This window comes from Rhizobium lentis (assembly GCF_017352135.1).
GTDB lineage: Bacteria > Pseudomonadota > Alphaproteobacteria > Rhizobiales > Rhizobiaceae > Rhizobium > Rhizobium lentis.
Genome location: NZ_CP071454.1, coordinates 2419359 through 2440397, shown reverse-complemented (window position 1 = coordinate 2440397; position 21039 = coordinate 2419359). Strand labels below are relative to the sequence as shown.

Below are 21039 nucleotides of genomic sequence, written 5' to 3'. Positions count from 1 at the left end.
TGCCGGACAGCGCCGTCGGCTAAGCCTTCGAGAAGAAAAATATGCGCCATGAGACGCTGATCGCCGGCGATGCGCGCCGACAGTTTCCCTTTGAAACAAATGGAAGATCTGCTTTTGAAGCAGCAAGAGAAGCCTGGCTCAAGGCGTTTCCAGCGCTATCCCCCGCAAGCTGAAGCTTCGCTAATCAATCCCGCGCCAGCGAAACTTCAGGCGTGAAGATATAACCACCCAGCCGTACCGTCTTGATGAATGTCGGCTCTTTGTAGTCGGGCTCGATCTTTTGCCGGACACGGCTGACATGGACGTCGATACTGCGCTCGACCGGCCCGGCTGATCCTGCATGGGTACGGGCAAGGATTTCCTGGCGGTTCATGACCTGCCGCGGGTTCTGGCAGAACACCAGCAGGACGTCGAATTCTGCCGTTGTCAGCGACACATGAACCCCATCGCTGTCGGTCAGTTCGCGCGTGACGGGGTCGATGCGCCAGCCGGCAAAGGTCATCGCCTCCTGAACCGGCTTGACCTGCATGGAATAGGAAGAGCGCCGCAAGAGCGCCCTGATCCTCGCCAGCAGTTCCCTGGAATTGAAGGGTTTCGTGACGTAGTCGTCGGCCCCAAGCTCCAGTCCGATCACTCGGTCGACCTCCTTCGTCAGCGCCGTCAGCATGAGAATCGGAACGGTATTGGCGGATCTGATCCGCCGGCAAATGCTGAAGCCGTCCTCGCCCGGAAGCATGCCGTCGAGGACGATGAGCTGAAACTCCTTCCTCTTCAGAAGGCGGTCCATTTCCATGGCGGAGCCGACCGCTTCGGCGCCATAGCCGGCATCTTTCATGAGGTCGACCAACATGCTCGCAATATCACGGTCGTCCTCGACGATCAGGACGCGGACGGAAGCCTGCATGGGTGAATTGACTGCAATATTACTCATATCCGTCGCCTGAATCCGGGAAAACATCCGGCTTACTGTTTATCAGAAAAATGTGTGCGTATCGTTGAAAGCGGCCACGGTTAGAATTTGTAGCCGACGAACATCATGACCGAAGGCTGGGTCTCTTTCTGAACCACCGGGCTGTTGCGCGCGTCGCCGGTCACGATTCCCAGTTCGGCCTGGCCGCGGATGAACCAGTGCTCGGATGCGAGGTAAGTGACGGATGCGGTGAGGTCGATGCGTTTGAACCCCGCGCCTGCATCGTAGGTTTCGAGTCCAGACCTTGCCGACTGCAAGGGCGTGACGCCAAAATAGGACTTCATGTAATTTTTGTCCGCCCACGTGGCCGACGCGCCGGCGGAAAGGATGAATTGACCCACCATGTGGGAATATTCCGCGCCGAATGTCCCGGTGACACCGTCGCTGCCGCCCATGATCTTGTCAATTCCGGCGCTGAGCTCGATAGGGCCAAGCTCATAGGATATCACGCCGCCGATCTTTGCACCGGAATCGATATCGCCCAGCCCTCTCAAATGATCGCTGTCGTCTTCGTCACGACCGAACTCCATGCCGCCCCTGGCACTGATTTTGAAATTCTCCACCTTGTAGATATCGATCAGCAAACCAGTCGGCCCGACATGGACGTAATCGTTGAAAAAGCTTGCGGAAACCAGAGGAACGGGCATGACCTCGAAATCCTTCGACCCCTCGAATTTCGGGCCGTACACCGCGCCAGCTCCAACAACGACATTCCAGTCGTGAAGCTTGCCGCGAATACCGCTGGAACGCTCGCTCGCGGGTGTTGGCGGTTCACCGGCGATAAGTTCGCTCGGATCCGCCGCCCATGCCCTATCGCCTGCTGAAAGGGGCCCGACAAGGATCGATAAAATCATGAAACTGATTTTCTTCTTCAAAAAAGACAAAGTTCACTCCTGGGTGTTTTCCGAGTTAGGTGCCTCGACCGGCCGAACCCTGCAGGCAAACCGTTTTGGGATGGATTTTGTCTTGTTAAGAAATGTTTCCGAGCCCCGACTTGACACTTCCGGAGGGGCGGGCGCTCGCGTTCGCCCTGGGCTGGATCGACGTGATCGCCTGATACATCTGCTCAATTGAACGGAATTATCCACCGGATGACGCTTCGGCATCCGAAGACACAACTCTTAATAAAATGAAACGCAACTTTGAAATGAAATTCCTATTCTGCCAGCGCGGCCACGAGAGGAATTAACTGATGACCGGCCAAAACCCTGCCCCTCCTGTCCTTGTCTACATCCCTGACCAGCGCGGATCGTACCTTGCCGGCGAAGTGCTGCGAAGCAGGGGGTTCGACGTGAGGAGCGCAAACACCCTGTCGGAACTCAAGCTCGCGCTGGAACTGTTTCTTTGCAAAGTGATCGTCACCATCACTTCGAAGATCGGCGAGGTGCGAACGCTCTCCAACCTTCCCGTCGTCAACATCCAGGCCTTTGTCCTGCCCAACGTCGACGCGGCGCTGTTCGACAGAGCCGCCTTTCTCGATCGGGTTCAGACTGTCGCGGAGCCGCGTCAGTTTGCTCTCCACAATGATGTTAACAAATAAAAACACCGTTCCGCCTGACATATTGATACGATCGCGGCGGTGATTGCCGCTTCGAGCCGTTTGCCGATTGGCAGGAGCTGCGAGCGCAAAAAAAGGCCGGCCACCATCGGGCTGTGCCGCGGCTCAGGAAGGCTGACGATGCTGGCGCGATTTTTTGCAGGGTCCATCCACCGGCAGATTGCCCTGCTTGCCGTTGCGCCCGTCGTTCTTTTCGCCATCCTCGGCATCATCAGCGAAAACCTGACAATCAAGGAGCCTGAAAGCGTCTCACAGGCGCGCGCCATTGCCATGCGCGTCGAATTTGTTGCCGATATGATCCGCTCTGCCGAGACCGCGGATCAAGAGACCGCCATTCTGGAGGCTGCGAGAAGGACCGGACTTCAAGTCGAGGAAGTGCCAGCGGCAGAACTGCTGGGCCCGGAACTGGAGTTGGAGGAAGGTGACTTTCGCTCCGAAATCCAAAAAAATCTTTCCGCGGGCGTCGACGCCAAGCTGCGGGCCGCTAGCGAGACAGGCAACCTGGTGCTGGTCGTGGGCGTTGATCAACGTCGCGCTTTGGCTTTCCTGCCGCCGCCTGCCGTGCCCGACTCCCGCATCACCGATCGCGAAATCAGCGACTTCCTCGCGACGATGGCGATGTTTGTGCCCGTCATCCTGTTATCCCTCTACGGTAGCCGCATGATCGCTTCGCCGCTTCAGCGGTTTTCTCAGGCGGCCCGCGATCTCGATCCCGATAAAGGCCCGGAACGCCCCTTCGACGAAATCGGGCCGCCCGAAGTCCGCACGCTCGCCAAGTCGCTAAACGACATGCGGAGCCGCGTCCGCGGGATGATCGAAGCGCGCACGCGCATGTTGCGTGCCATCAGCCATGATCTGAGAACGCCGCTGACGCGTCTGCGCCTCAGGGCCGAACGTTCAACAGAACCGTCCCTGCGCGCCGCATTGCTGGCGGACATCGACGCCTTGGCGCTGATGGTCGACGAAACTTTGGTCTATCTCAGGAAAGATGCGTCGAAAGAACCCCAGCTGAGAGCCGACCTGCCGAGTCTTATGAACACCGTCTGTAACGATTTTGCCGATATGGGCTATTCGGTTTCTTATCGCGGACCTGACCGCTTCGCCTATCCGTGCAGACCTCATGCGCTCAAGCGCGCTGTCGCAAATCTCATCGATAACGGCACCAAGTTCGCCCGGCACGTAAAAGTCGAGCTCCATGTCAGACCTGATCGGGCAATCAGCATCAGCGTCACCGACGACGGCCCCGGCATCCCTCCGGAATTCCTCGCCGATGTCATGGAACCGTTCTATAAACTGGATTCTGCGCGTAACGATCGCGGATTCGGTTTGGGGCTTTCCATCGTGAAGGATATCGTCGAAAGCCATTTTGGAACGCTGACGTTAGCAAATGCCGCGCCTTGCGGGTTGATCGCTGAAATCAATCTGCCATCGCCCAATTCGATCCATGTGCTGGCGAATACGACTGCGCATAATGCACAGTCCGATTCTACGGAGGCGGAGCGGGGGATTCGCAACCACCCCGGGAGGCCGTGATAACACAGCCCTTGTTGACCCGGACATCGTTCTGTCAGTCTGAAACTCGGCGGTAAGCTGGACGCGACTTTTCGAATGAATGTTATTCGACATTGCCCTGGCGAAACATAAACGGATTTGTCACTGCCCGAGCAAACATGTATTCGATCGGCGATAAACTCTTGTACCAACCTTGGCGGCTGATCTGCCGCGCGCCAACCGAACGCGATTCCGAATGACCGAACATGCTATGACCTGGGGTATCGCCGGCCTCACTGCGATGGGCGTCGTCGTCCGTCCCTTTCGCTGGCCGGAAGCGATCTGGGCCGTCTTCGGCGCCCTGCTTCTGCTCGCCTTCCGTCTGGTCGGACCCCATGAAGCCCTGGCAGGCGTTGCCAAGGGCGGCGATGTCTATCTCTTTCTGATCGGCATGATGCTGCTGTCTGAACTTGCCCGGCGCGAAGGCCTGTTCGACTGGGTCGCCGCCATTGCGACAGCCTACGCCAAGGGATCACCGCGGCGTCTTTTCGTGCTGGTCTATCTCGTCGGCGTGGTGGTCACCGTCTTTCTTTCCAACGACGCGACGGCCGTGGTGCTGACGCCGGCCGTCTATGCCGCCTGCCGGACGGCGCGGGTCAAGGACCCGATGCCCTATTTGCTGATTTGCGCCTTCATCGCCAATGCTGCAAGCTTCGTCCTGCCGATTTCCAATCCGGCCAATCTGGTGATCTTTGCCGGCGGTGACATGCCGCCGCTCTCCCGCTGGCTGTCGACATTCATGTTGCCGTCGATCATTTCGATCGTCGCCACCTTCCTCTGCCTCTACTGGACGCAGCGCCGCGCTCTCGCAGAAGATTCTCTTGCCGCAGACACGCAGCGGCCGCCCCTCTCCCGCAGCGCCCGCCTGGCCGGATGGGGCATCCTGCTGACGGCCATTGTCCTTGTCGCGGCGTCGGCCATGCATGTCGATCTCGGCGTGCCGACCTTTGTTGCCGGCACGATCACCACTGCGATCGTTCTGATGCTGACACGGCAAAGCCCTGCCGAGACCATAAAGGGAATCAGCTGGAGCGTTCTGCCGCTGGTCGGGGGCCTGTTCGTCATCGTCGAGTCGCTCGACCACACCGGCTTGACGAACCTTCTCTCCCATCAGCTCGCTTCGCTTGCCTCGGCCTCACAATCGCAGGCGATCGGCATTGCCGGCCTGCTCGTCGGCGTGATCTGCAACCTCGTGAACAATCTTCCGGCGGGCCTGCTTGCCGGTAGCGTCGTGCAGGCGGCCGGTGTCTCCGACAAGATCGCCGGGGCCGTTCTGATCGGCGTCGATCTCGGACCCAATCTGTCGGTGACGGGGTCGCTGGCGACGATTCTGTGGTTGTCTGCGCTCCGCCGCGAAGGCCTGCATATCGGCGCCTGGACATTTCTCAAGCTCGGAACCGTCGTCATGTTTCCCGCGCTCATTCTGTCTCTGGGGTCGCTCCTGCTTCTTTGAGTGCCGCAGGCGTGACAAGTTGCTAGCCTGAGGTCATTTGCGGCCCGGCATGACAAACGGATCAACCGCAATCTTGCCCCCACCGAACACGACCAAGGCCAGCGCCATTGCGGCCCAGGGCAAATGAAAGTTGGCCCAGCCATCCGGGATGGTGAGTTGGATAATCGCCGTCATCAATAGCAGACCGAGAGCAGCGAAGCGTGTGGTCAGGCCGAGAATCAACAAGATAGGCAGGACCAGTTCTGCGATTCCGGCTGCCGTTGCCATCGTCAGAGGAAACGGGTAGGCAATTGCACTGCCGAAGATATGAAGCCTGAACTCCTGCTCGAAAAGATATTTCGCGCCTGACGAAAGCGTCAGGAAGCCGTCCCATTTCGTCAGCCCCGACTTGAAGAAGGGGATAGCCAGCGCAAAACGCAGCCCCAGCAGCGGCAGCGAACTGGGAACGGAGGCGAGCAGGCCTTCCGCGCGTGTGACGAGGGAGGCAGCGGCAGCAGCGAAGCCGTGCGAAGGAGCCACTTCGGTTTTCATAGGGAGTTTCCTTTATACTGCTGAAGGGTGCTGAACGCGCCGAGACCGGCAAGGCCGACAAGCGTCGTTCCGAAATCGAATTCGGGGGCAGCTGCAAGTGCCGCCTGCGCCGCCTCGCCAAAGGTGGCGGCGTTGAACAAGGCGGCTGCAAAGACGGCGTCCTGCGGCGGCAGGACATGAACATTGACCGACATCGCCGGCCGTACGACCAAGACCGCTTGCCCGCCCCCGTCGGAGACCGGTGGAACCGTCTCCTCTTGATGTGCGCCCCAGATCGAACCAATCGGAAACCTCGACTGGATCAGGTGCGCTGAGGGGTGTGGGACGAGGCGCAAATCCGAAAGCATATCGGGCGCCACGGCTTTGAGTGCAGCAAGATCGAAAGCCACGCTGTCCGCGGCGTGGTAGGCGTCCGTCCAGGCAGCCTCCAGCCGGGCGATATCAGGCAGATAAGCAAGCGCGCCTGCAGGCTCGAAAGCTATGATGAAATCGGGGAAATCGTCTCCATAGTTCATGATCAGGGGCGAGGCCGGCTTATGATCCTGGGCGTAGGCCCGCGCCATGGCCACGAAGAATTCCGAACCAACCAGCCTCTCCGTCACCGGAAAGCGTTGCGCCAATGCTTTTGTCAGCCCGACGAACACATTGTTTCGGTATACGGCAAACCGCGCCGCGTCGGGCTTGCCGCGTGCGTTGACGATGCCGTCCGGCACGGGCCGGCCGGCATGCAGCAAGGCATCGGCGAAGGCGGTTTGAGCGGTTTCGAAATCCATCGTCACGCCGCCCGGATCCGGCGCCCGCCGCGGCGAAACGTTTCAGCGGCAAGCATCGCATCCGCGCGTTTCGCCTCTGAATACAGCGTGACGAAATCCGGAACATTGTTGTCCCATTCAATCAGCGTCGGAAGCGCCCCGGTGCGCGCGAGCGTATGTTCGTAGAGCGCCAACACGTCACTCGTCACCGACGTAGCGTGCGCGTCGATCAGCAGCCGATCGCCGGCGGGGTCGACCGTTTCGTCGTAACCGGCAAGGTGAATTTCGCCGACGAACTCGACCGGAAAACGATCGATATAGGCGGCGGCATCGAGCCGATGGTTCACCGCCGAGACCATCACATTATTCACGTCGAGCAGAAGGCCACAGCCCGTTCGCTCAGCGATCGCCGCCAGAAAATCCACCTCGTCGATCGTACTGTCGGCGAACAGTATGTAGGTAGACGGATTTTCCAGCAGCAACTGTCGGCCGAGCGCCTGTTGCGTTTCATCGACATGGTCGACGACGCGCAGCAGCGTTTCTTCCGTGTAGGGCAGCGGCAGCAGATCGTTGAGAAATCCCGTGTCATGCGTCGACCAGGCCAGGTGTTCGGAAAAGCTCCGCGGCCGATAGCGGTCGAGCAAGCTGCGAAGCCGTTTCAGATGCGCCTTGTCGAGCCCGCGCGCCGCCCCGATCGACAAGCCTACACCGTGCAGCGAAAGCGGATAGTGTTCCGTGATGGCTTGGAGATAGCGATGCGGCGGCCCACCTGCGCCCATATAGTTCTCGGCGTGCACCTCGAAGAAGCCGACATCCGGCAGATCGGCCAGAATAGCCTCGTAATGCTCGGGCTTGAGGCCCAGGCCTGCCCGCGTCGGCAGGAGGACGGGCTGGTTTGCTGAAGCGGTCATCGCAGTTCTCCCGGTTTAGCCAGAAAAGGACGGAGGCCCAGGCATCGGGCCTCCGCCTTTGCGTCAGCCTTTGGTCGGTTCGAGCTTACCCATGTGCCCGTTGACATTCATGCTGGTGCATGTGCCGGCCGGCACGGCCTTCCAGGCGTTGCCCTGATAATCCATCGTCGATGTCCCTGCGCAGGTCGTGCCAGCACCCGCGGCGCAATCATTTTGGCCCTTGAGCGCGATGCCATAGCATTTCTCGTTGCCCACCATTTTCTCCGCCGGCAGCGGCGCGGCGAAGACAGCAGATGAAAGGGCAGTGGCGAGCGAGCCTGCGAGGGCAAGGCTAAGAGTGGAACGGTTCATGGATGGTCTCCTCTTGCAAATGTCCGCGGACCGGTCATCGGCCGCATAGTCTTTCCTTCGAGCCAGCAATCCCCTTTGTTACAGGCATGACGAACACGAATTAGTGATCGAGCTTCACCGGGATGGTACAGCCTCGTACTTGGACATTGGCGGTACTCGTTGGAGCGCCCGACGGATCTCTCCAAACTCGCGGCCCTTGCCGACGCGGGCGAGGTGTAGGGGCGCCCGCTTTTCTTCGAGCCGACGCCGCAATAGCAAAGAGCCGGTTCGGGATTGTCTTTGATCTCCGGCATGCGTGCGCCGGCCGTCAACCCCATTTCCCGGTTGGTGAACTCGCGTCTGCCGTCGCTCAGATGCCAGTCGAGCATCAGGCGCAGCAGTGTGCCGGCGACGCCCTTCACGATGTAAGTGCCATCGAGAAGACGCCGTCATCGAAGCGGTGATGGACAACGCGGATTTCTCGGTCGGCGGCAACAGGCTCGGGCGTGCTGATCGCAGACTCTGTTCGGCGGCAGCCGCTGACGTCGTCTATCGTTGCAGTTTGCCTGCCAGGAAAGAGACGAAGCGTCGGACCTTTACGGCGATATGGCGATTGGCCGGATAGACCGCTTGCAACTGTATCGTGCTGATGTCCCAATCGGGGAGAAGACGGACCAACCGGCCCTGCCTGAGGTCTTCCCCGACGATAAAGTCGGGCAGAAGGACGATGCCGAGTCCGAGCACGGCGGCGTCGCGCAGACCAAGACTATGATTAAGTTCCAGGCGGGGTACGATGGGAATGCGAAACTCCTCACCGTGCCTGCTGAACGGCCAAATCCGCCCCCATCTTAGTTCGGCGAAGTGGAGGCAGGCGTGCTGAGCGAGGTCGTGCGGCGTCATTGGTGCCCCGTGTTCGGCAATATAGGCCGGTGAAGCGGAAATCACGATCGACGATGTAGCCAGTTGTCGGGTGATGAGATTGATATCGACTTCAAGGCGGCCTCGAATTGCAAGGTCGAAGCCATCCTCGACCAAGTTTACCGGCCGATGTGACAGGTCGAGTTCGATAGACACGGCCGGATTGAGTTTGAGGAACTCCGAAACTGCCGGCACGATCACGAGCTGCCCGAGGTCGGGTGGCGCCGACACCCGCAATCGCCCGACAGCTTCCTTCTGAAACGAGATTGCGGCCCGTTCGGCCTCTCTTATCTGCGGCAGGATTCCCGAAAGCGCTTCCCTGTAGGCGGCGCCGGCCTCGGTCAGGGCGATCTTGCGTGTCGATCTCTGAAAGAGGCGAATGCCGAGGCGATCCTCGAGCTGCCGGACCTGAGCGCCGACCGTCGCGCGCCCCATGCCCAGTTCTTCGGCCGCCTTGGTGAAGCTCAGATGTGTGGAAACCGTTAGAAATGCGGCAATCCCGTCCAGCGGATCAAGCGTCTTCATGAGTGCAATTATCCATACAATGATGCCAATTTATCCCTCTTATCATGGGAGAGGACGCAAAGTAATCGTGGGGTGTTCTCAAGCAAAGGAGCCCGACATGACATTCATCCAAGCTGCGGTCTCGCCGTCCGGCCGTGGGACGCCCGCAATGGCGTTCGGCAAGCATGTCATCCGCATGATGGCGGCCAATACCGGCGGTTCGCTCGGCATGTTCGAAGCTTTCGTGCCGGCCGGCGAAGGACCGCCGCTGCACGTGCACGAGCGCGAGGACGAGTTCTTCCGCGTGCTTGCCGGGCGCTTCGGCTTCTGGTGCGCCGGCGATTATGTCGAACTTGCGGAAGGCGGCTGTATCGCATTGCCGCGCGGTGTGCCGCACCGTTTCCGCAATGTGGGCAAGGCGGAGGGCCGCCTCATGGTCGTCGTCACGCCGGGCGGGTTCGAAAGTTTCTTTCCGATCATAGAACTCTGCAAGCCTGAAACAGCCGAGCAGATCGCCTCGATCGGCAAGCGTTTCGGGCTGACTTTCCTGCCTGAGGACGGCCGCAAGGTCGCCTGAACCAACAGCAACGCACCACCGAACCTGAGCAACGGTCCAATTGAAAGGAGACCGAACCATGACACATGCACCTTCGAACGAAAACGCAATGCCCCTGACAGCCCCGCAGCTCGATGCTTATCTGGCCCGGATCGGAGTCGAGCGGCCGTCCCGCCTCGATATCGACAGCTTGTCCCACTTGCACCGCGCCCATCTCCTGAGTTTTACGTGGGAGGCATTGGACGCCTTCATGGGATGGCCTTCCGCGGTCAGCCCGGCTGCGGCATTCGCCAAGATGGTCGAGAGGCGGCGCGGCGGCTGGTGTTATGAGATGAACGGCCTCTTCGGCGCCGCGCTTACAACACTGGGCTTCCATGTGACGCGCCTTTGCGGCGCCGTCGACCGGGAAAAGCTCGGCGACATCGCCATCGGCAATCATCTGACGCTGCGGGTCGACCTCGACCGTCCCTATCTCGCCGAGGTCGGTGTAGCGGACGCCATCATCGAACCGGTGCCGCTTGTGACCGGGCCGATCAGCCAACGCGGCTTCGACTTCTCCATCATGCCGGCCGACGGGAGCTGGCTGCGCTTCACTAATCATGAGCGCGGCATCGCCAAAAGCTTTGATTTTCAGCTCGACCACAGCGACGAAGCCGCGATGGCCGCAACGCATGGTTGGCTGATGCAAGATCCCGGCTCGCCGTTCACCAATGCGCTCGCGGTCCTGCGGCACACGGCGGACGGCTACGTCGCCGTCCAGAATGACTGTCTGCGCCGGGTGACGGCGAACAGCCTCAGCGAAGAACGCATTACGAGCGCCGGCCATCTCGGCGACACGTTCGAAACCGTATTCGGTCTCGACGTCCCCCTGCCCGGCCGCGTCTGGGAGTGCCTCCAGGCGATCCGCCGCGACAGGGCGGCGTGAGCCGACAACCACATCATTTCAAAACCGAGGAACTAGCAATGCTTCGATCCATGTTCGACAAGGTCAACTTCGATGCGCTATGCAGCCCTAGCACTTCTGGTGGAGGGGTATTGAGCCCGCCCCTCCTCCTGCCGTGACCGACCAGACGTCGCTGCCCAACGACTTTCGATCGTCAACAGATCCATGATCGATTCCGCATCGGCCGATTTCGCTGGAAATGGCGATGCGACCCCTTTATCTTGGGGGCGATGGCGTGTGCTGCGTGCGCCGCGGGCTTTCCCGAAATCGACGGAGACTGAAGATCGACCTTCCAAAACACAGGGAGCGCTGACCGGTGTCGTCGCCTATCTCTCCAGGACTTATCCGATCAACCCTTCGCCAGTTCCTCGATAGCGAAGCGTCAGGCGGCCTGGTGCTGATGGCTGTCGCCGCTGCCGCAATCGCGACGGCGAACTCACCGCTGGCAGAAGGTTACTTCCAAGCGCTTCACATCTATCTGGGGCCGCTCAGTCTGCTGCACTGGATCAACGACGCGCTGATGGCGCTGTTCTTTCTCCTTGTCGGGCTCGAGATCAAGCGCGAAATGCTGGATGGACAGCTCTCGAGCTGGAGCCGCCGCATACTTCCGGGGGCGGCGGCCATGGGAGGCATGCTCTTGCCCGCCCTCTTCTATATCCTGTTCAACTGGGAGAACCCGGCCGCGCTGCGTGGCTGGGCGATTCCGACCGCGACGGACATCGCATTCGCGCTCGGCGTCATCTCGCTGTTCGGCCCACGCGTGCCTGCCTCGTTGAAGATCTTCCTGGCGGCGCTGGCAATCATCGATGACCTGGGGGCGGTCGTGGTCATTGCGCTATTCTACACGAATGACCTCAACCTCGTGGCGCTTGCGGGAGCCGCGGCGGTGTTCGCGGCGCTCTATGGCATGAACCGCGCCAGAATACTGAAGCTCTGGCCGTATCTGCTGCTCGGTGCCTTGCTTTGGGTGCTCGTCTTCGCATCCGGCATCCACGCGACGCTGGCCGGCGTTCTTCTCGCTCTGACTATTCCGCTGAAACTGACGCCGGGAACGCCCGAAGCAAGCCACGACCAATCGCCGTTGCACCATCTCGAGCACATCCTCCACAAGCCCGTCGCATTCATTGTTGTTCCAATCTTCGGCTTCGCCAATGCCGGAGTCTCCTTCTCCGGAGCCTCGGCAGCAACGCTGACAGAGCCATTGACGCTCGGCGTGGCGGCGGGCCTGTTGCTTGGAAAACTGGTCGGCGTTCTCAGCACGGTCTTTCTGCTCGTCAAACTCGGGCTAGCCGACCTTCCCGCCAAGGCGAGCTGGGGGCAGATGATCGGCGTGGCCGCCCTCTGCGGCATAGGCTTCACCATGAGCCTTTTCATCGGCTTGCTTGCATTCGACGATCCCCATGTTCAGGACCACGTGAAGATGGGCATCCTGCTAGGGTCTCTGTTGTCCGGTTTGGCCGGCGCGGCAATGCTCGCGACATTCAATCGGCGATCGTGAGGCAGCGGGCCAGAAAATACCGAAGCTGGAGCAGACGGAGACTGAAGGTTCAGTCGTGCGGTGCCGCACTCGGCTGACGCACCGGATGTTCCGTTTGTCACGGCTAGACTCTCTCCATGAAAAGCCCGGCCGATAGCGCCCGATATTTCGGAGGGGAAGACGTCCTGTCAACTTTGCGATCAAACAACTACAGTGACCAAACAAAAGCCCGCTCGAACTGGACGCAAATTTTGGATAACGTGGCAGTCACTGGTTCCTGTACTTCATTATCCCGAGTCAGCAGCGCATACAATTCGGTTTTAAATGTCGATATCTTTGTGTTCAACCTCACTGCAGAATAGTTGCCGCAGCTACAGTGTTGAAGATCTCATGGCGAACGCTTCCTTTGCCGCAGCTCTTCGCGAATCCGCACTCGATTTGCTGGCAATCCATCACAGAGCGCCCAGAATAGTGCGTTATGTCGCCGATCTGCAGAAGTGGCTTCTCAGCCAGGCGGCGTTGGCTTTGCATTTTGAGCGGAAGCTCGACCCGTCCTGCCCTGCTTTGACCGCCGCTAATCTCGGAAAATTTCTGGATGAGAACCACATCGCCAGCCATAACACCGCAGTCTCACATCTGAAGGAGATGGCGCACTACAAATTGCTTGAGCCGGCGCAGACGACAGATCGCCGCGCGAACCCGTTGCAAGCAAGCGCCTATGCTGAATCCCTCATTCGGCAATGGTTCGAAGGCCACCTTCGCTCCTTGGACGGCATGGACGCAGGAGATCGGTATCGGCGGTCGCAGGAGGATGAGACAATTCTCTATCGCGCTCAGCCTCGCATCGCACGTCGGCTGTTTAACGATCCTGATTGGTATAGTCCCCCCGATAGCATTGCGCTGTTCGCGAGGTCCGAATCCGGAAGCAATATATTGCATGACCTCATGTCGCGGGTGCCGCTGGCACCGGTCTTAGGCGAACGCACCTGGGTCGGCGATGTCTCCGCACGACTTATCGCGGTCGAATATGTGATTTCCCGCAGCCATGCCGGCAGATTGCTTGCGGCCGCGCAAAATCAAGGACTGCTCGGATGGGAGGCTAGCCAAATGAGCGGGGAGTGCTGGATTTCCGCGAAATTCGTCCTTGACTACAGACGGTGGCAGGCCACGAAATTCTCCGTTGTCTCGGAGGTTTTTGCGAGCATCCAGTAGATGCTTGCTTGTGATCGCGCCGGCATCAGGTCATGGTTTCCTCCCTTGCCGTTCAACCAAGAAATTTCCGAAATTCAGCGCAGCGCGCTTCAGCTTCAGCAGGGAAAACAGCAGTCGGAAAATCGTCGTCAGCCAGCACCTTCTTGAAGGTTGGACCTATCTTTTCAGTTACATCCTTTGAAAATTCGAAATCTTCTGTGAGGGCCTGGCAGATCTGGGCTGCCATGTCGTTTAATTCGTACATTTGTCCTTGATACCGCTGATACTGTTCTTTCGAAAGCCTGGATGAACCAAGGCCACCAACATCGATTTCTGCCGAAAGCAAATCGGTTAGACGCAGTCGGCGCTCCGAGTACCTATTAATGCTGTCAGTGAGGCTGAAGTACTTTTCCGCTAGAAGAAACAGGTTGGTGGGAACGTCGAATTCTTTCGCGCCGATCAAAACGGCCGCTTCCTGTGCAGTGAAACGGTCAGGATTGCTGGTTATGCCTGACATCGGTAGAACCTTCTGCCAAAGGTCCAGATCACCGACGCCTTTCTTCTCAGCGGTCTGAAGCATATTGAGTACGAGGCCGAGAACCGAGTAGAGCTGGTTGGTGATCGTCATTGCCTTAACGAACATCTCGAGCGCGACCGCCTTGTTCTTTTCAATCCTTGCTGCCTCGTCGCGGCGTAGTTGTTCAGTGGCGGTGCGTTTTGCAAGCCACCACGAGATGGCGGCCGTTCCAAGTGTTCCAAATAAGGCACCAAGCACTGCCGCAATCAATGTTGAAGCGACTGTAATCCCGTTCGCACTGCTCCAATAGTCGAATGAGAAAATCGAAACCTGTTCTTGGGGTTTGAGGAAATCGGAAAGCGCGTTCATGACATAGGCTTGAAGGGATTTCATGCCGGTGACCCACTATCGCATAATTACGTTTTAGCGTCTCGCTTTTCGATCGCCTTGCGTGCGCCCTCAGGCAACAGGGCATAAAGGGCGTCGACCTCGACGCGCTCGGTAATTAGTCGCTGAACAATGCGGTTAAGGCACTTCAGGATAAAACGAGCAGTCGGCTCATCGTCTTTCATATCAATCTCACCGGGATGCACAGCGTTGTTCCCAATAACGCGAACAGAGTCCAACATTTTTTGGATATCTGGACTGAGCCCTTTTGCAACCAACTCGCCAATTTGCTCGTGAAGCTGATCCTTCTTGCAGTCGAGTTCCTCGCATAGTTGCTGGAGAGCTAGGCGCGCCAGAGCCGCAGATGCTCTGGGCGAAGCGGAAACAATCTTCGCCGCCTCTGTGAATGTTTCTTTAACAGCCCGGGGCATGTCGTCATGGGCCGGAATTTCGCTACCGGCCGGGTAGATCATCTGAGAATAAAGCCATATTGAGATGTCACCGCAGTGATTGCATTCGGCCGCGTTCATGTTCCAGACTATGCGGGCGCCGTAGAGGTCACTTCTGGGCAACCCGAAGAAGGTTTCACGTCCGGCTCGTCGGTATAATTCTTTCACCATAGGTTCGGGCGGATCATCCGGTCCTTTTTGCTTTACCCTCGCAAGCAGCTCGTCCGCACTCTCTTTAGTGTGGCGTAAGGGCGCTTCTCCCTTCTCGCTTCGGTCCTGATAAAGGCTGTGCCAATGCTGCGTTGCGCGCACGCCACAGTGTGGGCAATTAAATTCCGACTTGTTTATTCTCGGCTCGGAATATCGCGCGCTCATCTTTTTTCCATCTATCGAGATTGCTTGGGCGGACCCGCCGGAGAGCCGGCGGGCGGAACTTCGCTTCCCACAGGTGCGGGTGCACGCACCTTCACTTAATGGAGATCGCGCTTTTCGCGGGCGATCTGCTCGCTGCCGGGGTGGCGCTTGCCCTTCAGCACTTCGTTGACACGGCCTTGGTTCACGCCGAAGCGGAAGGCAATTTGGTGCTGATATTCGCCATTCCAGCTATGCAGCCAGACTTGGACGGCATCATCAAGAGTGAGTCGATAATTCGTATGTTTCATTTTCGAGTTCCCTTTGGGTTAGGAAACCTCGATCGGCTTGACAGGCCAACCTCCCCAAGTATCCTTGAGGCGTTATCGGGTGAGCCGTCTTTCCGATCGAGGCATTCGGTTTGTTCGACACGAGGCCGGGGGTGCAACCCCGGCCTTTTTTCGTGCCCTGCTCACCCTGTGGGCGGTCAGTGAGGAAAGTAAAGTGTAAACGCCATGTTTCCGTCAAGGGGTTGAAAGTTAACACCTGTGGAACGGGTGCATGCAGTAAGCATTTGCACCAAATAGACTTTTCATCACCCACAAATAAAAGCTGTTTAAAAACAGGGTGTTTCATCTGAAACACTAAGCACATGAAAATACTTAGGAAAGACGGCTATTTGGCCGCGACAGTCCCCGAAATCCACAGTTTGCGCTTGTGAGAAAGTGAAGTTGCTGGGCGCAAAGCGCGAATCACCTTAGCTCCTTTTCGTGAAAGTCGATCGCGATTAACATAGGCACATCGGCAGAGAATCGCCGCCTGCGCCAGCCACAGGCCGGCACCGCTCCGGATTGCTTCCAGCATGCCGCATTGATCGAGGGGCATTATCTTCATCACTGCCGGACAGGATCACATCCCGATTTCAGAGCGTCGCCCTCCAAATATCCACCTCGCCTTGCGCGTTCGGACGCCTTCCTCTGGCCATTCCGACCTTGCGGACCTGATTTCAGATACAAGCCATCCTTTTCTGGTTTGCCATTTACGAGGTTTCGGAAGGACGCCTTCCTGGTATAAGGTCGACAGTGTTGACGCTGACGCCAATTGAGATCGCGGGCTCACCCCTGTTCAGCGCAAGCCGGGGCAAATCGATCGAAATAGGACGCCGCGGCGGTGGCCGATTTAGGCGAGGAACTGAACAAACAAAAAACGAAAGTTGTCAAACCCGAGTGAAAAATCTGTCAAACTCGGCAAATTTAGCGAGGGTGAATACTTCGGAAAAGCCGGAAGAAATAATGGGGTACCGTGGTGCCCAGGGGCGGAATCGAACCACCGACACGCGGATTTTCAATCCGCTGCTCTACCAACTGAGCTACCTGGGCCAACCTGCTTCGCTAGGGTGCTTTTGATGAAAACAACCGCGGGGCCTTGGTTCGCCCCGGAAGCGAGCGGGGTTATAGCATCTTGTTCGGCCATGGCAAGCGTCAAATGACTCTTTTTTGACGGTCTCGCCGATTTTGCGGATTCGTGAGGAAAAATAAGAGCTTCGCGGTCGGAATTCTCTAATTTTCCTCGTCCGGATAATCCGCCTTCGTCTCATCATCGGCAACCGGGATGGCGTAGGAGCCGGTCAGCCAGCGAGAGAGGTCGACCTCGCGGCAGCGGTTGGAGCAGAAGGGGTAATGTTCGCGGTTCGAGGGTTTGCCGCATTCGGGGCAAGGGCGCGCCTTGCGCAGCGGTTCGACCTTGGCGGCCGGTTTCTTGTCTTCAGGCATATCGGTCCGTCCTAAAGCATGTCGCGCAAAAGTGTCCAGCGGTTTTGTCAGGCAAAGCGTGAAACGCTTTTGCCGAGACATGCGTAAAAACAAAGCCTTAAAGCAGGCGCGCGGATCTGAAAGATCGAGACGCGCTTTAAGCATCGGCCGTCGGACTCAGCCCTCGGGCCACCGGCTATGCACATCGAAGCCCTCGCCGGTCAGAAGCAGAATGGTTTCATAAAGCGGCAGGCCGACGACATTGGTGTAGGAGCCCACCATCTTCTGCACGAAAGTGCCGGCAAGGCCCTGGATGCCATAGGCGCCTGCCTTGCCGCGCCACTGGCCCGACGCCAGGTAGTTCTCGATCTCGAAACCGGAGAGCCGCTTGAAGCGCACCTTGGTCTCGACGATCTTCTGGCGGATCTTGCGATCGGGTGTCACCAGGCAAACGCCGGTATAGACGAGATGGTTGCGTCCCGACAACAGATGCAGCGAACTCAACGCCTCGTCGGCGAATTCAGCCTTGCCGAGAATGCGGCGGCCAACGGCGACCACCGTATCGGCGGACAGGATATAGCTGCCCTTCCAGGTAATATCGCCCTTGATGGCGGCAAGGGCCGCCTCGGCCTTCTCGGCCGACAGCCTTCGGGCGAGCGAGCGCGGATGCTCCGATTTCTTCGGCGTTTCGTCGATATCCATCGGCATCAGGCGCGAAGGCTCGATGCCGGCCTGGTTGAGCAGGTCGACACGGCGGGGCGAGCCCGAAGCCAGAATGAGCTTGTATTTCAGCGCCATGAGACCTCGACCATCGGCAGACGGGAGTGGGCAGACTTACTTGAATCGATAGGTGATGCGGCCCTTGGTCAGATCATAGGGCGTCATTTCCACCAGCACCTTGTCACCGGCGAGAACGCGGATGCGGTTCTTGCGCATGCGGCCGGCGGTGTGGGCGATGATCTCGTGTTCGTTTTCAAGCTTCACGCGAAACGTCGCATTCGGCAGAAGCTCGGTAACGATTCCCGGGAATTCGAGGACTTCTTCTTTCGGCATATAGTGGTTTTCTTCCTGTGGGTTGAAGAGGCAGCGCAACGCGCGCCTTTAAAATTTGCGCGGAAACTACACAATCAAGGCGGGTTTGTGAACCTTGTTGATCAGGCTTTCCTTTATTTGTTTTCATGCCGATTGCGCGGCAATGCCTTTCCTTTTCAGCAGCCGGCTTTCGATCAGGCCGGCCAGATGATCGCGCACCTCGCGGTAGCTCTCCAGAATCTGCTCGCGCGTTCCCGCAACAACAGTCGGATCCATGGTCGGCCAGTAGACGACATCGACCGCGTTCGACCGGGTGAGCTCGAGCGCCGCGTGGTGGGCTGGCGGCGAAAGCGTTATGATCAGGTCGAAATAGTCTTCATCGAGATCGTCGAGCGTCTGCGGCTGACGGCGCCCGAGGGAAAGCCCGATCTCCTCCAGCACGACGTCTACGAAGGGATCGCGTTCGCCGGCGCGAACGCCGACGGAGCGTATATAGGTATTGGCCGGGAGAATGCTACGGGCTATCGCTTCGGCCATCGGCGAACGGATGGCATTCTGCCCGCACATGAAGAGGATGGCGCCCGGCCTCTTTCCGTCGTCGACGTCGGCGGCGAGCTCCATGGCCGTCACCCGCGCCAGTAGAGCACGCAGACCAGCGTAAAAAGCCGCCGGGCGGTGTCGAAATCGATCTCGATCTTGCCCGCCAGCCTGTCTTTCAGCGTCTGCGAACCTTCATTGTGGATGCCGCGCCGGCCCATATCGATCGCCTCGATGCGACTCGGCGTGGCCGAGCGGATCGCTTCGTAATAGCTTTCGCAGATCATGAAGTAATCCTTGACGATCCGCCGGAAGGGGGTGAGCGACAGGATATGAGTGGCGACATCGCCGCCCTCTTCCGTCTTGATGGCGAAGACCAGCTTCGAATCGACCAGCGAGATGTTCAGCCGGTAGGGCCCGCCGGAATGACCGAGCGGCTGGAAACTGTTCTCCTCGATCAGATCGAAGATGGCGACAGCGCGTTCATGCTCGACATCGGGCGTCGAACGGCCGATCGTCTCGTCCAGGACGACGTCACAAAGCCGGAATTCGCCCACCGCCATGCCCTCACCTATCGAGATTGAGGCGGATCGCCACCGATCGCGCATGCGCATCGAGGCCCTCGGAGACCGCAAGCGCGATCGCCGCCGGGCCGAGGGTGCGCAGCTGCTGCGGCCCAAGGCGCAGGATCGAGGTGCGCTTGACGAAATCGAGCACTGAGAGACCCGACGAGAAGCGCGCCGAGCGCGCCGTCGGCAGCACGTGGTTCGAGCCGCCGACATAATCGCCGATCACCTCGGGCGTATGAGCGCCGACGAAGATCGCGCCGGCATTGCGGATGCCGTCGAGCAGCCGGTCGGGATCGGCGAGGGCGAGCTCGACGTGCTCGGCGGCGATGCGGTTCGCCAGCGGAACGGCCTCATTCAAATCGGAAACGAGGATGACCGCACCGAAATCGCGCCAGCTTGCCGCCGCCGTCTCGGCGCGGTTCAACGTCTTCAGCTGGCGTTCCACCGCCTGCTCCACCGCCTTGCCGAATGCGGCATCGTCGGTGATCAGGATCGCCTGGGCGCTGGCATCGTGCTCGGCCTGCGCCAGGAGGTCGGCGGCGATCCAATCCGGGTTGTTGTCTTTGTCGGCAATCACCAGCACCTCGGAGGGGCCGGCGATCATATCGATGCCGACGGTGCCGAAGACATGGCGCTTGGCGGCGGCGACATAGGCATTGCCGGGACCGGTGATCTTGGCGACCGGGGCAATCGTCTCGGTGCCATAGGCGAGCGCGGCGATCGCCTGGGCGCCGCCGATGCGATAGATCTCGGTGACGCCGACGAGTCTGGCGGCGGCCAGCACCGCCGGGTTGACGGCGCCGCCGGTCGCAGGAACGGCGATGACGATGCGCTCGACGCCGGCGACCTTGGCCGGCACCGCATTCATCAGCACCGAGCTCGGATAACTTGCGGTGCCGCCCGGAACATAGAGCCCGACCGCCTCGATCGCCGTCCAGCGCGAGCCGAGACCGACGCCGAGATCATCCTCGTAGTTATCGTCCTTCGGCAGCTGGCGGCGATGGTGGCTTTCGATGCGCAATGCCGCGAGCTTCAAGGCGCCCAGCACTTCCGAGGGCACCGCCTCGATAGCGGCGTCGATCTCCTCCGGCGTGACGCGCATCGGCACGGTGGCAAAATCGATGCCGTCGAACTTCAGCGAATATTCGGCCAGCGCCACATCGCCGCGCGCTCTGACATCATCGATGATGGCGCGGGCGACTGAATTCACATCCTCCGAGACTTCGCGCTTCGTCGTCAGAAAGGCGGCGAAATGCTGCTTGAAACCTTCCGATGCCTGATCCAGCCAGATTGCCAAAGCCGATATTCCTTCTCACTCGAACCGCGATGTACAAACTCAGGCGTCAGGCCGCTCAGGGATGGCGAGGTTTCGAAGCCGCCTGCCATGCGCCGCCGATATCGGCCATCTGGGCCTCGATGCATTCGACATCGAGCGCGATCGAGGCCGCGCCCGACAGCGCCAACTCGATCGTGCCCTCCGGCCCCTCGCCCTTGCGATCGAACCGCAGCGCCAGGAGCGACAGCACCTCATCGCGCTTGCCGCGATCGATGCCGAGCGAACGGACGGCAAGCACGCGCTTGAAGACCAGAGCTGCGCGGCGGCGCTCGAACCCTCTGCGCTTGCGCGCGGCACTTTCCCAGACGAAGCGATTGGCGGCAAGCGCGAACTGGGCGCCGCGCGGCGACCAGTCGATGTCGCCGACCTTGAAGACGCTATCCTGCATATGCGCCGATATGATCGCGAGGTCCTCGTCATCGAGCGCAATAAGCTTCAGGTCGGTCATTCAGGCCCAATCCCCAG

Annotated in this window: 25 protein-coding genes and 1 tRNA gene; 8 read left to right on the top strand and 18 right to left on the bottom strand. The window is 59.3% G+C overall.

Annotated elements, in window-relative coordinates; genetic code table 11:
• Positions 1-41 precede the first annotated feature (41 nt).
• Positions 42-173 (top strand): hypothetical protein, encoded by a 132-nt coding sequence (locus tag J0663_RS31595; protein WP_259666257.1) that lies wholly within the window; start codon positions 42-44, stop codon positions 171-173.
• An 11-nt stretch (positions 174-184) separates the two neighbouring features.
• On the opposite strand, the gene J0663_RS11770 is transcribed toward J0663_RS31595, so the two are convergent.
• Positions 185-931 (bottom strand): response regulator, encoded by a 747-nt coding sequence (locus tag J0663_RS11770; protein ID WP_207240517.1) that lies wholly within the window; start codon positions 929-931, stop codon positions 185-187.
• An 80-nt stretch (positions 932-1011) separates the two neighbouring features.
• Positions 1012-1854 carry a MipA/OmpV family protein gene (locus J0663_RS11765; protein WP_246590277.1) on the bottom strand — a complete coding sequence of 281 codons (843 nt, stop codon included), beginning with the start codon at positions 1852-1854 and terminating at the stop codon, positions 1012-1014.
• A 308-nt stretch (positions 1855-2162) separates the two neighbouring features.
• Between J0663_RS11765 and J0663_RS11760 the strand changes: the two genes are divergently transcribed.
• The 3 genes from J0663_RS11760 (at position 2163) to J0663_RS11750 (ending at position 5532) form a co-directional block, all read left to right on the top strand.
• Positions 2163-2510: a hypothetical protein gene (locus tag J0663_RS11760; protein ID WP_207240516.1), complete on the top strand. Its 348-nt coding sequence runs from the start codon at positions 2163-2165 to the stop codon at positions 2508-2510.
• A gap of 138 nt (positions 2511-2648) precedes the next feature.
• Positions 2649-4061 (top strand): ATP-binding protein, encoded by a 1413-nt coding sequence (locus J0663_RS11755; RefSeq protein ID WP_207240515.1) that lies wholly within the window; start codon positions 2649-2651, stop codon positions 4059-4061.
• A 214-nt stretch (positions 4062-4275) separates the two neighbouring features.
• A complete protein-coding gene (locus J0663_RS11750; protein WP_207240514.1) occupies positions 4276-5532 on the top strand; it encodes an arsenic transporter in 1257 nt (418 codons plus the stop codon).
• Positions 5533-5565: 33 nt separating this feature from the next.
• Here J0663_RS11750 and J0663_RS11745 read toward each other — a convergent pair whose 3' ends face one another.
• From J0663_RS11745 to J0663_RS11725, 5 genes are all read right to left on the bottom strand, one after another.
• On the bottom strand, positions 5566-6063 hold the full coding sequence (locus J0663_RS11745) for a DoxX family protein (RefSeq protein ID WP_207240513.1): 498 nt from the start codon (positions 6061-6063) through the stop codon (positions 5566-5568).
• Positions 6060-6836 (bottom strand): HvfC/BufC N-terminal domain-containing protein, encoded by a 777-nt coding sequence (locus J0663_RS11740; protein WP_207240512.1) that lies wholly within the window; start codon positions 6834-6836, stop codon positions 6060-6062. The genes J0663_RS11745 and J0663_RS11740 overlap by 4 nt, the downstream gene beginning before the upstream one ends.
• A gap of 2 nt (positions 6837-6838) precedes the next feature.
• The gene (bufB, locus tag J0663_RS11735; RefSeq protein WP_207240511.1) at positions 6839-7726 is read right to left on the bottom strand and encodes an MNIO family bufferin maturase; all 888 of its coding nucleotides are present in this window, start codon (positions 7724-7726) and stop codon (positions 6839-6841) included.
• Positions 7727-7789: 63 nt separating this feature from the next.
• Positions 7790-8077, bottom strand: coding sequence for a BufA1 family periplasmic bufferin-type metallophore (locus J0663_RS11730; RefSeq protein ID WP_207240510.1), 288 nt, complete (start codon positions 8075-8077; stop codon positions 7790-7792).
• A 528-nt stretch (positions 8078-8605) separates the two neighbouring features.
• The gene (locus J0663_RS11725; RefSeq protein ID WP_207240509.1) at positions 8606-9499 is read right to left on the bottom strand and encodes a LysR family transcriptional regulator; all 894 of its coding nucleotides are present in this window, start codon (positions 9497-9499) and stop codon (positions 8606-8608) included.
• A gap of 97 nt (positions 9500-9596) precedes the next feature.
• Here J0663_RS11725 and J0663_RS11720 point away from each other — a divergent pair, with 97 nt between their 5' ends.
• The 4 genes from J0663_RS11720 to J0663_RS11705 all read left to right on the top strand — a co-directional run bounded on the left by J0663_RS11720 (position 9597) and on the right by J0663_RS11705 (position 13666).
• The gene (locus J0663_RS11720) at positions 9597-10055 is read left to right on the top strand and encodes a cupin domain-containing protein (RefSeq protein WP_207240508.1); all 459 of its coding nucleotides are present in this window, start codon (positions 9597-9599) and stop codon (positions 10053-10055) included.
• Positions 10056-10113: 58 nt separating this feature from the next.
• The gene (locus J0663_RS11715) at positions 10114-10959 is read left to right on the top strand and encodes an arylamine N-acetyltransferase family protein (RefSeq protein ID WP_207240507.1); all 846 of its coding nucleotides are present in this window, start codon (positions 10114-10116) and stop codon (positions 10957-10959) included.
• 334 nt (positions 10960-11293) lie between these two features.
• Positions 11294-12475: a Na+/H+ antiporter NhaA gene (nhaA, locus tag J0663_RS11710; protein WP_207240506.1), complete on the top strand. Its 1182-nt coding sequence runs from the start codon at positions 11294-11296 to the stop codon at positions 12473-12475.
• A gap of 369 nt (positions 12476-12844) precedes the next feature.
• Positions 12845-13666 (top strand): hypothetical protein, encoded by an 822-nt coding sequence (locus tag J0663_RS11705; protein WP_207240505.1) that lies wholly within the window; start codon positions 12845-12847, stop codon positions 13664-13666.
• Between the two features lie 52 nt (positions 13667-13718).
• Here J0663_RS11705 and J0663_RS11700 read toward each other — a convergent pair whose 3' ends face one another.
• The 11 genes from J0663_RS11700 to J0663_RS11650 all read right to left on the bottom strand — a co-directional run bounded on the left by J0663_RS11700 (position 13719) and on the right by J0663_RS11650 (position 21022).
• Positions 13719-14555 carry a hypothetical protein gene (locus J0663_RS11700; protein WP_207240504.1) on the bottom strand — a complete coding sequence of 279 codons (837 nt, stop codon included), beginning with the start codon at positions 14553-14555 and terminating at the stop codon, positions 13719-13721.
• 23 nt (positions 14556-14578) lie between these two features.
• Positions 14579-15373 (bottom strand): DUF4145 domain-containing protein, encoded by a 795-nt coding sequence (locus J0663_RS11695; protein WP_207240503.1) that lies wholly within the window; start codon positions 15371-15373, stop codon positions 14579-14581.
• A gap of 95 nt (positions 15374-15468) precedes the next feature.
• A complete protein-coding gene (locus tag J0663_RS11690) occupies positions 15469-15660 on the bottom strand; it encodes a hypothetical protein (protein WP_207240502.1) in 192 nt (63 codons plus the stop codon).
• A 992-nt stretch (positions 15661-16652) separates the two neighbouring features.
• A tRNA-Phe gene (locus tag J0663_RS11685) sits at positions 16653-16728 on the bottom strand.
• Between the two features lie 180 nt (positions 16729-16908).
• Positions 16909-17121 carry a DNA gyrase inhibitor YacG gene (gene yacG, locus J0663_RS11680; protein ID WP_207240501.1) on the bottom strand — a complete coding sequence of 71 codons (213 nt, stop codon included), beginning with the start codon at positions 17119-17121 and terminating at the stop codon, positions 16909-16911.
• Positions 17122-17277: 156 nt separating this feature from the next.
• On the bottom strand, positions 17278-17898 hold the full coding sequence (locus J0663_RS11675) for a Maf-like protein (protein ID WP_064693731.1): 621 nt from the start codon (positions 17896-17898) through the stop codon (positions 17278-17280).
• Positions 17899-17934: 36 nt separating this feature from the next.
• Positions 17935-18153 (bottom strand): translation initiation factor IF-1, encoded by a 219-nt coding sequence (gene infA / locus J0663_RS11670; RefSeq protein WP_003545338.1) that lies wholly within the window; start codon positions 18151-18153, stop codon positions 17935-17937.
• Positions 18154-18276: 123 nt separating this feature from the next.
• Complete coding sequence (locus J0663_RS11665) at positions 18277-18753, bottom strand: arsenate-mycothiol transferase ArsC (RefSeq protein WP_207240500.1); 477 nt, start codon at positions 18751-18753, stop codon at positions 18277-18279.
• A 5-nt stretch (positions 18754-18758) separates the two neighbouring features.
• Positions 18759-19232 carry a UPF0262 family protein gene (locus tag J0663_RS11660; RefSeq protein WP_207240499.1) on the bottom strand — a complete coding sequence of 158 codons (474 nt, stop codon included), beginning with the start codon at positions 19230-19232 and terminating at the stop codon, positions 18759-18761.
• A gap of 4 nt (positions 19233-19236) precedes the next feature.
• Entirely contained in the window at positions 19237-20535 is a 1299-nt protein-coding gene (gene hisD / locus J0663_RS11655; RefSeq protein ID WP_207240498.1) for a histidinol dehydrogenase, read from the bottom strand.
• A 55-nt stretch (positions 20536-20590) separates the two neighbouring features.
• Entirely contained in the window at positions 20591-21022 is a 432-nt protein-coding gene (locus tag J0663_RS11650) for a DUF2948 family protein (RefSeq protein ID WP_207240497.1), read from the bottom strand.
• Positions 21023-21039: the final 17 nt, after the last annotated feature.